Below are 12,882 nucleotides of genomic sequence, written 5' to 3'. Positions count from 1 at the left end.
CGGTCATCAGGCGACCTTTCCGGCCCCGACACACCGGGGCCGATCAGGCCGTTTACACCCTTATTGCGACAGTCCCCGCCCAGATGGCGTAGAGCGCAAAGTTGATGCCTCTGGTCGTCAGTTGAGCTGCGAAGGCGTTGTAATGAGCCCGGCGCCGGCCAACCTCGACCTGTCCCTAGAAGAAAACTCAACGGCCGCCTTGCAGCGCAGCTGATTTAGGTGTGCGCAAGTCGTGAGCGGCTGGTGATCGACCAGCCGGCGAGCTGATGCTGCTACTTGCCGGCCCCCGGCTTTTCACCGTGAGGGTCGTCAGGTGCGCTCCAGCAGTGTTTCCGGGCGATCAGGATGGCGAGTTCTTCGAACTCCTTGCAGAAATAAGGATCGTATGGGGTCGCGTTTTCGCGTTGATACTGCACAAAGGTATGCATCATTGCCCAGTAGTCCCAGATGACGAAGCCCCACACTTTGCTCACGACCTCGAACGTCAACGCGTCTTGTTTCCTGAGCACCGCAACTGTTTCGAAGAAGTTGAGCGCTTCCATACACAACCAGTAATTGTGCTTGTTGCTCTGGTGCAAAAGACCTAGCAGGTAATCCTTTACGGCGTCGGGGTTTTTGGTGGGGCAGTACACATCGCGGATCTCGATCCGCGTGTTGCGGAACTGGTCGTTGTTCCAGCGTTGCGAGACCTCAAGGAACGTCTGGCTGCGCTGGACCTTTCGCGTCAGCATTACCTGGCCTCTAGCGACAAAGGCCGCGATGATCGCGATGCCACACAACCCGAGCGTGGCGTAGGCCGTCCACCACTCCGCCCAGTGGGAGCTGTCAGGCGTCAGGCTCTTCGTAATCAGGGCAAGGTGGTCTGGGAAGCTGCCGGGTAACCAATGCGCTTCGTAGATACCGAACACCGCCAGCGCCGCGGATGCCAGACCGGTTTTGACGATAAACCGCATCAACGGGGACCAGGGACGCATGAGCCAAGCCCTGAATATCTTTGCGTGTGAGGGCTTTTCCGGCTTTTTGGACGTATCGCGCGCGAGATTACTCGGCGAGGAGTCCAAGGTGCCTGCGGCGGCGAGCAACGTCACGAGGAGCAGCCATATCGCACGCATACAGCGCGCAGGCGCGTCGGCCATTCAGTTTTCCTCTTCTACAGGCCCATTTGCCGGCGGCGTCGACCCAGCGGGCGTTTGCTGGACGACGGGTTGGCGGGACCCCACGGAATTTAACTGGTTGACCGATAGCGGGTGCGCTAATTCGCGCATGTCCGCCGAACGGGCGACATCTGAAGCTCGTGGCCTGCAGTGTTCGCCACCACTGCATACAGCAGCGTCAGCGCCGTGGTTGCTGGCGGCTAATTCACCCAGCCCGAAACGCGAGCCTGTCTGAGACTCAGTGTGGTTTGCGTGCGTCGACAAGAAGTCGCGAGCTGTGGGTGATGAAGCTGCCGTCGGCGCCGATCTGGTCGTGCAGTTCGCGAAGTTTGTCGCGGTACTTGGCGACGCTGAAATCGGGGACCACCCAGCTGAGTTTGCGCAAGAAGTACACGATTGCGCCGATGTCGAAGAATTCCTCTTTGATCTCTTCGTGGCGCAGGTCGACGAGTTCGAGGCCTGCGGCAGCGATGTCCGCGCCGACTGTGTCGACGTTCAGCTGGCCGCGGATCTGTCGATCCTTGGGTTGCGGGCCCAGGAAGAATTCGCGCAGCGTGCGTAGGTAGATGATGCCGACGTGCTGGGCGAAGTAGGAGCCGCCCGGCTTGAGGACGCGGGCGAATTCGTCCCACCACACATGCGAGGGGTGGCGGCTGGTAACAAGGTCAAATGCGTTGTCCCCGAACGGCAGTGGCGGCTCTTCGGTGGTGGCCACCAGGACCGCGCCGAGGGGATGCAGCAGCTGGGTGGCTGGGTTGATGTTCGGCGGCCACGGCTCGGTGGCCACCATGGTCGGCGGGAACGGTTGAGCACCGGCGAGCACTTCCCCACCGCCGGTGTACAGGTCGAGCGCAGAATGCACCTGCGGGAGCCGCTCTTTCAGCAGCCGCTGATATCCCCAGGATGGACGTTGCTCGGTGGCTCGGCCGTCGAGCCACGAGAAGTCCCACCCTGAGACATCGACCGCGTCTGCTTCGGCGACCAGCTCGTCAAATGTGCGTTCCACACCGTCAATCATGCCGAACGGCTCCTCTCATTGGTGTTCTCGGTCCCCGTGGCCCATTAGTGTGCAGGCTCGATGACCGACATGGTGTTGTTGCTGTTAGCGGTGTAGCCGGTGTGCGTTCTCGGGTCGATGGCGATGTCCCACAGACGATTTCCGATTTTGATGTCAGTTGTGACAGCGCGCGACGTGGTGTCGATCGCCGCGACGGTGCCGTCGCTGCTGTTGGTGACGTAGGCGGTGTGGGCACTCGGGTCGACGGCGATGCCCCAGGGGTTGGTGCCAGCCCGGATAGTTGCTGTCACGGCGCGGGCTGTGACGTCGACGACCGCGATGGTGTTGTCGGCGTAGTTGGCGACGTAGGCAATGTGCGCGGCGGGATCGACGGCGACACCGAGCGGTCCGTTACCGACGCTGATCGTGCTCGTCGTGACCGCGCCGCCGTTGGCGTCGATTACTGAGAGCGTGCCGTCGCTGTTATTGGTGACATAAGCGGTATGGGTGAACGAGTCGACAGCGACCATTTCGGGGTGCTTGCCGACCTGAACGGTCGACGTCACGGTGTGATTTTCGGTGCTGATGACCGCGACGGTGTTGTCCCAGTTGTTGGCCACGTAGGCGGTATGGGTGGCCGGGTCGACAGCGATGCCCCACGGGTTGGTGCCGACGTCGATCGAGGCGGTAACGGACCCGGCCACCGGGTCGATAACCGACACGCTGTCGTCGCGATTGTTGGCGGTGTAAACCGTGTGGGCGACCGGGTCGACGGCGATGCCGATCGGCCCACGGCCGACCGGGATCTTGGCGGCAACCGTGTGGGTGGCGGTGTCGATAACCGACACCGCGTTGTCGCCGTAGTCAGCGGTGTAAGCGCGATGCAGGGCCGGATCTACCGCTACCCCCTCGGGGTGCTTGCCGACCGGGATGGTGGCGCCGATGCGGGCGAAAACCGTACTCGCGGCTGGGGCTGGCGGGCTGGGACGCTGCCCCTTCCAGAACGGAATCGACGCGACCCCCGCGACCACGACCAGCAGCGCGGCGCCAGCAACGAACACTGCGCGGCGCCGCCGGGATCGCGGTACCGCCCGCTTGGACTCCTCCACGGAATCCGCGACCCGAGACGACTGCGGTGCGCCGGTCAGCACTTCGCGTGCGGCGGCGGCCAGGTCGCCGGCGCTGACGTAGCGCTGGTCGGGCTGTTTGGCCATGCCGCAGGCGATGACCGCGTCGAAGCCAGCCGGCACACCCTCGTGGAGGCTTGGCTGCGGAATAGGGGTGGCCAGATGGGCGGCGATGAGGCCGACGTTGTCGGATGCTTGATAGGGCTGCGCCCCGGTCAGACACTCGTGCAGAACACAGGCCAGAGCGTAAATGTCGACGCGGTAGTCGACTTCGAGCCCGCCGAATCGCTCGGGAGCCATATAGGCGAACGTGCCCAGGGTCGCACCGGCGCTGGTGAGTTTCGCGTCGGTTGCGGCGTTGGCCAAGCCGAAATCGACCAGACAGGCGTAATCGTCGGGGGCGAGCAAGATGTTCGCGGGTTTCACGTCGCGGTGCACAATCTGCTCGGCGTGTGCGGCGTCAAGGGCTGAGGCGATCTGACTGGTAATCGATACGGCGCGGTCGACACCAAGTGGACCGCTACCGGCCAGCACGGCTCGCAGGTCGGTGCCGGGGATCAGGCGCATGTCGATGTAGAGCTGGCCGTCGATTTCGCCGTAATCGTGGATGGGCACCACATGGGATTCGTTGAGCCGGCCGGCGGTCGATGCCTCACGGAACAGGCGCTGCCGGAAACTCGGATTCGCGGTACAGGATGGCGGCAGCACCTTTAGCGCGACCGTTCGGTTCTTGCTGTTGTCGACGGCTTCGTAGACTTCACCGAACCCGCCGCTGCCCAAGAGTCTTTTCAGCAGGTAGGGGCCGAATTGCGAGCCGGTGCGCCACTCAGCGGTCTCACCGCCACGCGGCGGCGCCTCGTCCCCGGACAACAGCAGTCCCATCTCTCATTCGTCAACGAAAGTTTAAACCGTAAACGCGAGACGCCTCCGTCCTGTACTCACGTAATCGAAGTTGTGTGTACGCCACACCCAGGCGATACTTCGTCGCCGACTGAGCATGCCATTAAGCGCCGCGGCGAAGCCCTGCTACACATTTAGTTAAGTACAGGTATGGCACGCCAAGGGGCATGTGACGGCAGAGACGGCAACCTGACCGGCGAGCCGATCCTCACCGTCACGCACCACCATTTCAGCAGGTTGAATTACTGATTTGCGGCCGGTAGGGCAGCTCGGCAACGCCGATCTCTGCAGAACTCACTCCGACCTGTCCCTGGATAGAGTGAAGCAGCCTGGATGACCCGCGCTAGGTTACGCACTCCCTTAGTTGTAGCATTAGGCGGCGAGGCAACCCCGGGAGCGTGATCACTATGCAAGCCATTCAGGGACCGTCACCTTCCCCGGAGACGGCGGCGATGCGCACCACCGCCGCTCTCAAGATCCGCGCCGGGACCCAATCCCGCACGTTCGAACCCTCCGACGCCCCGATCATCATCGGCCGCGACCAACCGGCCCACATCATCGTCGGCGACGAGCACATCTCCCGAACCCACGTACACATCGACCACGATCCCGTGAGTGGATGGGTCGCGCACGATCGCAGCAGAAACGGAATCTTCGTCGACGGAGAACGCCAATCCACCATCACCATCCGCGACAAACTCGCCCTCAACCTGGGCAGCCCCACCGGGGTCGCGGTGACCATCGAGCCCGCCCTCGACGCCAACAGCGCCGAGGATGTTGAGGTCACCGACCCCGGAGTCGCATTCGCCGGCGCGGCAGTCGCCGCACGCCGCGACGAACTCAACGTCTCACAACGCAGCCTGGCGCGCGCCGGCATCGTCAACGCCGGCGGCCTGGCCGCGTTCGAGAAAGGCCGCCGATGGCCGCGGCCCGCGACGCGCACACAACTCGAACACGCGCTCCAGTGGCCGCAAGGCCACATCAGCGACTTGCGGCGGCAAGGTACCGAAAATGCGACCGCCCGAATCGAATCCGACAACGGCGCGTCCGCGGACAGCAGCACGGTGCGAACTTCTCTGCTGACTGACGCCGCCGAATTGGCCCTGGGCACAATCAAATCAGCAATCGCCACACTGCCTGAGCCCAACGATCCCGCGTTCAAAGACCGCGTTGCGACTCTGCTGGGCGACCTGCGCCGGCTCGAAGCTGTCGCCGCCAACGCTGCGCAAAGCGCCAAAGGCGCTCCCGACGTCACCCTCACCCTCAGCGCAGTCCGCAAGACCTACCGCGAACTCATGCTGCGCGCTGCGCGAGCCCCCAGCGCCACACTCGGCCAGCAGCTATATGCGGCCAGGCAACGCCACGAGCTGAGCACGGAAGACGCCGCGAACGCGGCCGGCGTGCCGACGAGCGCAATCGAGGCTGTCGAATCCGAGATCGGGGTCGACGCCAACACCCGTGACGCAATCAAAGCGGCCCTTGCCGCACTCAACCGCCGCCGATAGCCGGACAATTCGGCAACGCTCATCAACGCCGGGCCCCTGCGGTTAGCGTTGACCTATGCGCCTGTGTCTGACCATCCCGCTGGCCTTGGTGACGCTCGTAGCCGCAGCGTGCTTGTCGACCCCGACGGGTGTCGCGGATCCAGAGAAGCCGCCCTTCCCCGTCGGCCAGATCGGCAAACCGGTGCACGCCAAATCAGCCAACGGCGCCACGGCCGACATCACACTCGACAGCGCGTCCTGGTTTCCCGCTGGCTGCGCGGGTGGATGGTCGTGCAATGTCATCGAACTGACGATCATCGGGACATCGCCGAAGCCGTTCGACTACAACGCCATTGACATCGTCGCCGGTTACGGCGGCGGTGACCAACCCTTCACCCACCCGAACGACGCTCACTGGCTGGGCGCCGATTTCAACGTCGACTACACCAAGATCAACAAGCTGCCGCCGTTGCGCCAGGGCAGTGTCACCACCGGCCAGACCGCCCACGGGTTCATCGGGTATGGCCTGCAGAGCCAAGGCGATGTCTACGTGAAGTTCATCGACCCGGCCACGGACAGTCCCAACTCCACTTCGCCGGCGCTGACCGTCGCCGGCTGGAAAGTTCACACCTGACGGCCGGCGCAGACCACCCCGCCTAGCCGATGACTCGCCTGTCGACCGCGACATCTGGCAAACCACTGTAATGGCTTGCCAGCGCGAGTCATTCGGACCTCGCAAACGAACGGAGCTGCTCGGCGAGGATGTCGGCGTGGCCAGCGTGGCGGGCAACTTCCCCGATCATGCCGAGGTAGATGAAGCGAAGGCTCACCTGGCCGACGAGTGGATGCACAGCGGTGTCGTCAAGGCCGTGTTCTGCAGCGATCGCATCGGACCGCGCGCATGCCGCGGTGTACTCGGCGATGACATCGCGCAAAGTTTCATCCGCGGCGACATGAAAGCTGCCGTCGCCGCCCACGGCGTGGCCATCGCATTCGCCGACGGGTATGCCGGCCATCGTGCGTTGAAACCAAATCCTCTCCGCGGCAGCGCAATGCTTGATCAACGAGATCGGGGTGGTCAACGAGGGCACCAGTCGCCGGCGCGCCTGCTCATCGGACAAACGGTCCACAGTGGCCACGAGTTCGTCGCGGTGGAGCTGCAAGGTGTTCTCCAATATTTGGCGCTCGGATCCGGTAAACGGTCTTCCCGGGTTCAGTGCAGCGGTCATCGAGATCTCCATTCGCATCAAAGGGGTTGTGGGTTAGCGCTTTTGGATGCCAGCGCCTGCAATCAGGTTGGCTGTTGCCGACTACGCGCGCGATGTCCCCGGGCGGTGCTGGGAGAGGTTTGCGCGGTTCTCGAGGCCAACCTATGGGCAGGTTGCCGTATTTCGCACTCGAGGAAAGGCTCGCGGAGACCGAGAAGGTCAATCCTGAGCCGTGTCGGTGACGCTACCACGCAGAAGAAGGGCTCGACGTGCGCCGAGATGAGCCGCAGAAGGCAATCTCTCAACGAGTCAACTCACGTCCGGATGATGATGGTGATGGTGGTGGTGGTGGCGGCGCTGCTGCTGCTCCTCCTCGTTCTTCTTCTTCTTCGTCGTCGTCGTCGGTGGTCCGTACTACGGCACTGCTACAACTTGGACCAAGCTGTATCGCGGCCCGGCAGGTATCAATCATTCCTCAGTACGAGGGCTGTCATTTTCGATTACTGCATGTCAGAGCTGTATTCGCGGCTGCGAACAGGCGAGTGTCCAAAAATGGTCGAAGTAGTTGCACTGCTACATATTGATATGCTTTGATGTGTAGCACCTACTGATGGATGAGAGGTGCGGCACATGACGACGAATCGGACGCATGACGCCAACCCGGCGAATCAGGTCAGCGACACCGAACGCGCCGCCGCAGACCCCGCACCGAACAACAGCGGGCCAGACATTCAGGTTCATATGAAATGTGAACTGTCCCAAGAAAATCCAGAGCAACCATTCGAAGCCACGCTGATCCGCGAAGAGACCCGGTACTGGGACGACGACCCGAAACCCGAGATCGTCGAGACGATCATCGCCGAAACTGAACTCGACTCACCGCTACCCGCCGTCTTCGCAGCAGTCGATCTATGGCTCACCGCGAGCCACCACTTGCGCATGGTGCCCTCGTCTTGGCGGCCTGGCATCACCGGCCCCAGCACCGGCTACGTCGTCCTCCTCGAAGGTCAGGCAGCACCCACCGACGCCATCCCCGCCTGACCGTGTAACCAACCTCATGAGACAGCACACCTAACCGGCAATTCGCTTGTCTCAGCACTACACGCGCGAAACGACCGGGCCTGAACACCAGTCCGACCCGGCCGTTTCTACCGCCGCGTTTGGAGGTTAGGGGCTTACCGACCGAATGCGGCGCGCTGTGCCGTGGGCGATGGCCTCGTGTCAAGCGTCAGCCGCATATCCCTCAGCCACGGCTCGATCAGCTCCGCTGCGGAAATCTCGCTGTCGCCACGAACGGTGACGCCCACCGCGACTGCGTTCCCGTCGGGCCGGATGAGGTACACCGGACCACCGGAGTCGCCGCCTTCGCCAGCGGTGGCGAACACGACTTCAGAAGGCGTCACTTCGGTGACAGGGCCACAACGTCTCTGCGTCAGGCTGCCGTACTTGCACAGAACGTCTCCCACCGCCACCTTGCTCGTCGCTCCGACAACGGGGCGACGATCCAAGATGCGAGTGTCGACTGGAATGGCGCTGTCCAGAGCAATCACGCCGAAGTCGCGATCTGCGCCGAAAGCACCTTCATTCACAGCAGATGAGAAGGCGCCGATCTTTTCGTATGCGCCCGTCACTGAATACTTGATCGAGACAGCGCCGCCACGGGTGCAGTGGCCCGCGGAAAGCATGACCTCGCGGCCAGCACTGTCGCGCGCCAACCAGCCAGCGGTGCAGGTCGTGCCTTCACTTCCTGCGGCGTTGGTTGACACCAGTCCCGCGCCGGGCGTGATAGCGGGCGAGGCCGGCAGCGGCGGCGTGGCCGCGGCCAGAGGCGCGACGGCGACAGCAATGGTCGCCAGCAGCGCGGAGAACGCTCCGCCGGTCATGGTCTTCTTCATCGTTGTCACCTCCGTCTGGTAGTGGCTATAAGTCAACCTAATTGTATCCGCCGCCGAGGCCGGTCGGAAGGCGTGCGGACGCGCAAGAAGCGTTATTCGCGTGCAGATGGCCACGCCACGCACCAGTTCGCGCGTCGTCGACTCCGAATCGAAGAAATTCGGTTCGCTCGATCGCCGAGAGGCAAACCAGTTCTTCGCCCAGCTCAATTGCGCGTCTCTGTTTGCCAGCTCGGCGTCTCGTTTTTCAAATCCTTCGCAAAGAACGGTATTTCCCGCGTTGGGCCAGGTCATAGCCATTTGCTGGCGATAGGATTGGGGCGAATCGAAGCAGATGATTACGCCGGGGGTAATGATGGCGATCGACAAGTCAACTGGGGACTGCGCGTCTGAGGTGATCGGCGATAGCTGGCCGACCGAGAGCGAGGATTCGTATTCGAACCTTGCCAAGGACCTTTTGCAGAACGCGGGGAAGGCGCAGAAGGCTGCGCAGGTGCATCGCGATGGGCAGCAGTACGCGGAGTCGGAGACCGACAGCAAGACGACCGAGGAGCTGCAGAGGCAGTCGGGGTTGCATATCACCAAGCATTTGCAGCAGGCTGAGGATTTCGCGAAAGCGTCTGGCTGGGCGAAGTATTCGGCTGAGGCCGTCAAGACGGCTAAGTCCGCGATGAACGCCGCGGTTGAGGCCCATGAGTTGATTCATAGCTTGCCGACGATCACTGAGCAGCAGGAGGCGAAGGGGGCGGCCGGGGCGACCCAGAAGGCCAAGGATGCTGATCTTCAATCGAGCAAGGACATGGTCAGTACCGCAAAGCGCACGCTGGATTCCGCGCTCTCGGCGGCCGATCGCGCGGTGACCTCCGATTCCATTCCCGCGCCCTTCGCCGGCACTCCGGAAATCCCTGATGCGGATGCTCCGAAGCAGGACGACTTCGACGGCTCAGGGGCCGCCACCGACGGCGTCCCGGAACTCTCACCTCCGCTACAGCTCCCCTCAGAGATGAGCGACGGAGCCGCTGACTCCCCTTACCTCGGATCCGGGTCCGGCTTGGACGGGACCACCACTATCGGCGACGGCTTCCGCGATCCAGGCATCTTCGGTTCCGGCAGCTTCTCCGAAGACGGCGTCCCGTCCCTTTCCGGCGAGGTGCCGCCCCAGGTTTCATCCGGTGGCCTTCCAACGGACTTCGCGCCGCCTGGAACGTACTCGCCGGGGAACATGAACCCGGGTTTGACGCCGCCGGCGCCTGGTATGCCGGCGGCGCCTGCGGCTCCGGCCGCCCCTGCTGCGCCGGCGCCGCCGGCGTCCACTCCCTCGTCCGCTCCCTCGTCGTCGTCGATGCCGAAGTTCTCCGCTCCGGACCCTGCGGGTGCGGGTGCTGATGGCGGTGGTGGGCAGAAGCCGGGCGGTCTGCCGGCGAGCGGACAGGGGCTGGGTTCTGCGATGCCTGCGGGAATGGGTCAGCAGCAGATGCCGATGCAGCCGCCGCAGGCCCCGCAAGCGCCAGGCGGCGGCAGCGGCCTCGGTGAGATGACCAAGCCGTTTACGGATGCTATGGGCAAGATGGGCGGCGGGGGCGAGCATGGCGGCGACCACGGTGGTGGTGTGCCGGTGTCGGAGCACCAGATGGACAAGTTGCTGGCCGCGCAGAACGCGGACAACGGGAGCGGTAACGGCGGCCAGGGCCCCGATGGCGGAAACGGCAACGGCGACAACGGGACTGGGAACGGCAACGGGCCCGATGGTGGTGGTGACGGTAAGCACGATGGTCATGATGGTGACAGCAAGGACGGTAAGCACGATGGCGTCCACACGCAGTTCGATGGGCCGCGGCACATGGATCCGTATTCGTCGGCCAACACCAACCCGGGCCTGAACAATCCGTCGTCGTCGTTTAGTGGGGCTCCGTCGCCGGCGGCGCCGGTGACGACTGGGGCGCCGGCGGTGTCGGCTCCGGTTACTGAGTTGTCGGCCGACCCGGCCCCGCCGGGCGCTCCGGTTTCGCAGCAGGCCGGCCTGGTGCAGCCAGCGACTGTTGAACAGCCTGCTGCGCACGGGCATAACGGTGCGGCGGCGAATTCGCTTGCCCCGTCCCCGGTTGCGGGTCAGCCGCCAGCTGGTGGGGCGCTTGCTGAGTATCCGACTGGCGGGCCGGCACCCGCGGGGGGTATGGGCGGTATGCCGATGATGCCTCCGATGAGTGGCGGGGGTGCTGTGGGTGGTGGCGCGGGTTCGGTGTCGCCGGTGCTGGCTGCCGTGCCGGCGACGGTGGGTGGGGCGATCGTTGCCCGCGAGGTGTCGTCATCGAAGGGCCGTACGGTGCCCAATGATTCTGCGGTGGAACGGATTCTGGGTCTGCCACCCGAGTATGCGGCGGCGGAGAATCAGCTCGCCGGTTTAGTGAAGGTGTTCCGGCAGCGCGGCTGGGAGTCGACGCGGCTTGCGGTTGGCGTGTTCGCGGTTGGTGATGTGCTGCAGCCGCGGTTGCGGTACATCTTGGCGACCAGTGACGCGTTGTCGTTGCTGCCGTTGGGCATGTCGGCGCCGGCCGGGATGGAGTTGTTGTCCGCGCAGCCCGTGCGGGACACGTTCGCGGCGGACTGGAACGGTAACCAGCATGCGGGCCGGAAGTTGGCGGCGTTGGCCAATAAGTACGAGAGCGTCGCGGGCCGGTTGGTGTATCTGGTGTCGAATGATCCGGATGCGATCTTGTTCCCGGGGCAGAGCGGGGACGTGAAAGAGGTTGTGCAGGGTACGGATGAGACGTCGGCGTTGATTGCGCAGCATCGGGCGGCGCCGGCGGTGTCGCCGCGGGTGGAGATCGCCCGGAATCTTCCAATTCGGGAGGACGATGCGGTCGCGGCGTTGACGTCGTTTGGTGAGCTGTGGGGCTTTCGGGACGCGACGGCTGATGACTTGAGTCAGGCGACCGCGATGTTGTGGGCGATGCGGTGGGGTCGCGGCCGTGACCGTAAGGACGAGCTTCCGGCGGTCACCGCCACGTATCTGTATGTCGAAGGGTTGCAGGCGATTCGAGACAATCGTCCCGCTGATGTCGCCTACGCGGCGTCGGCGATGCTCAGTGTGCGACCTGACAGCTGGCGCTGAATGCGGCACTCATCGTGGGATGCCCTGACCCTGTTCTGCTTTGAGCAGGCGACGCTGGATCGACCCGACGCGGCGATGGCGCGCGGAGTTGGTGCGCGCTGCTATTTGTGGTTGACGACGTTGTGGGCGGCCCGCACGGGTGAGTTGCGTAGTGGGTGGCGCCACGACCTACCGGCCGCTGGCGAGACGAGTTGTGTGGCGATCGCTGCAGCGGCAATGGATTTGGCTGGTATCGAGATTCAGCCGTGGGAGCATTCTGCTGGCGGCGCCGGCGGCGTTCAGGAATCGGTCAATTCTTGGTACCAGGCAACCACCGTGATGCTCTTCGACGTAAGTTTTATGCTGCGCGACGCTATCGCTGAGGGCCGCTGCGAGAACGACGACTGGCACCGGTACACGCTGCCCAATGCGTTGCAGCAGGCGGTGTACAGCACGCAAATGTCGTTCAATGCAGCCATTTTCGATGAGCCTGCACGTCTGGCTTTTGTTCGGGACTGTGGTGCGTTGGGGTGGCCCGCTGACGCGCCGTTGCTGGCGGCCGCGCCGGAGAGTTGGCGGCGGCGAGCGGTGGCCGACGTCCCGCCCGGGGTGCGGCCGGCGTTCGTCGAGGCGCTGCGTACACGCCTCACTGACTGCTGAAAGCCGCTACTCGCCAACTGATTAGAGCTTCACCCAGTTTCCGTCGTCATCTTTTGACCACAGGCCCGTGTAGTCGCCGGCTCGGACTCGGGTGACCGTTTCGCGTTCCTCTTCGGTCAGCGGGTGCAGCCTCAGATACGCGATCGGCCACCACTTGTCGATGACGGCTTGCGCTGGGCGCAGGTCGAAATTGTCGTCGGCGGTGGCCAAGGCGATGCGGAACTGCGCGGCGAAGTCGGCGAGCTGCTCGGGGGCGTGCTGCGCCAGGACCGCGCGAATGGCAGGGCCCGTGCGTTCGATTCCGGTCGGCGCCGACAACATGGGGTCGAGTGTCGCATGCGCCCGGCTACGGGTTACCGCACCAGCGTC

11 protein-coding genes are annotated in these 12,882 nt (G+C 63.9%); 5 read left to right on the top strand and 6 right to left on the bottom strand.

All coding sequences use genetic code 11. From position 1 onward, the window contains the following. Positions 1 to 272: 272 nt before the first annotated feature. The 3 genes from A5658_RS13250 to A5658_RS29200 form a co-directional block, all read right to left on the bottom strand. Entirely contained in the window at positions 273 to 1,136 is an 864-nt protein-coding gene (locus tag A5658_RS13250; protein ID WP_156751450.1) for a hypothetical protein, read from the bottom strand. Positions 1,137 to 1,392: 256 nt separating this feature from the next. Then, on the bottom strand, positions 1,393 to 2,160 hold the full coding sequence (locus A5658_RS13245; RefSeq protein WP_067335379.1) for a class I SAM-dependent methyltransferase: 768 nt from the start codon (positions 2,158 to 2,160) through the stop codon (positions 1,393 to 1,395). Positions 2,161 to 2,216: 56 nt separating this feature from the next. Next, positions 2,217 to 4,160, bottom strand: a complete 1,944-nt coding sequence (locus A5658_RS29200) for a serine/threonine-protein kinase (RefSeq protein ID WP_067335339.1) — start codon at positions 4,158 to 4,160, stop codon at positions 2,217 to 2,219. Between the two features lie 425 nt (positions 4,161 to 4,585). Here A5658_RS29200 and A5658_RS13235 point away from each other — a divergent pair, with 425 nt between their 5' ends. Both A5658_RS13235 and A5658_RS13230 read left to right on the top strand, forming a co-directional pair. Then, positions 4,586 to 5,683, top strand: a complete 1,098-nt coding sequence (locus A5658_RS13235; protein ID WP_082993148.1) for an FHA domain-containing protein — start codon at positions 4,586 to 4,588, stop codon at positions 5,681 to 5,683. A 55-nt stretch (positions 5,684 to 5,738) separates the two neighbouring features. Further along, positions 5,739 to 6,296 carry a hypothetical protein gene (locus tag A5658_RS13230; protein ID WP_067335338.1) on the top strand — a complete coding sequence of 186 codons (558 nt, stop codon included), beginning with the start codon at positions 5,739 to 5,741 and terminating at the stop codon, positions 6,294 to 6,296. Positions 6,297 to 6,384: 88 nt separating this feature from the next. On the opposite strand, the gene A5658_RS13225 is transcribed toward A5658_RS13230, so the two are convergent. Next, positions 6,385 to 6,891: a DinB family protein gene (locus tag A5658_RS13225; protein WP_067335372.1), complete on the bottom strand. Its 507-nt coding sequence runs from the start codon at positions 6,889 to 6,891 to the stop codon at positions 6,385 to 6,387. A 609-nt stretch (positions 6,892 to 7,500) separates the two neighbouring features. Between A5658_RS13225 and A5658_RS13220 the strand changes: the two genes are divergently transcribed. Next, the gene (locus A5658_RS13220; protein WP_156751449.1) at positions 7,501 to 7,911 is read left to right on the top strand and encodes a hypothetical protein; all 411 of its coding nucleotides are present in this window, start codon (positions 7,501 to 7,503) and stop codon (positions 7,909 to 7,911) included. A gap of 134 nt (positions 7,912 to 8,045) precedes the next feature. Here the strand turns inward: A5658_RS13220 and A5658_RS28780 are convergent, their stop codons facing one another. Beyond that, positions 8,046 to 9,212 carry a S1 family peptidase gene (locus A5658_RS28780; RefSeq protein WP_231997311.1) on the bottom strand — a complete coding sequence of 389 codons (1,167 nt, stop codon included), beginning with the start codon at positions 9,210 to 9,212 and terminating at the stop codon, positions 8,046 to 8,048. A gap of 43 nt (positions 9,213 to 9,255) precedes the next feature. Between A5658_RS28780 and A5658_RS28105 the strand changes: the two genes are divergently transcribed. Continuing rightward, the gene (locus A5658_RS28105; RefSeq protein ID WP_156751448.1) at positions 9,256 to 11,874 is read left to right on the top strand and encodes a hypothetical protein; all 2,619 of its coding nucleotides are present in this window, start codon (positions 9,256 to 9,258) and stop codon (positions 11,872 to 11,874) included. A gap of 195 nt (positions 11,875 to 12,069) precedes the next feature. Continuing rightward, on the top strand, positions 12,070 to 12,513 hold the full coding sequence (locus tag A5658_RS13205) for a hypothetical protein (protein ID WP_156751447.1): 444 nt from the start codon (positions 12,070 to 12,072) through the stop codon (positions 12,511 to 12,513). 21 nt (positions 12,514 to 12,534) lie between these two features. On the opposite strand, the gene A5658_RS13200 is transcribed toward A5658_RS13205, so the two are convergent. After that, the gene (locus A5658_RS13200) at positions 12,535 to 12,834 is read right to left on the bottom strand and encodes a DUF6247 family protein (RefSeq protein WP_067335326.1); all 300 of its coding nucleotides are present in this window, start codon (positions 12,832 to 12,834) and stop codon (positions 12,535 to 12,537) included. Between the last annotated feature and the right edge of the window lie 48 nt (positions 12,835 to 12,882).

This window comes from Mycobacterium sp. 1245111.1 (genome assembly GCF_001673405.1).
Classification (GTDB): Bacteria; Actinomycetota; Actinomycetes; order Mycobacteriales; family Mycobacteriaceae; genus Mycobacterium.
This window is presented reverse-complemented; position numbering and strand designations above follow the sequence as displayed.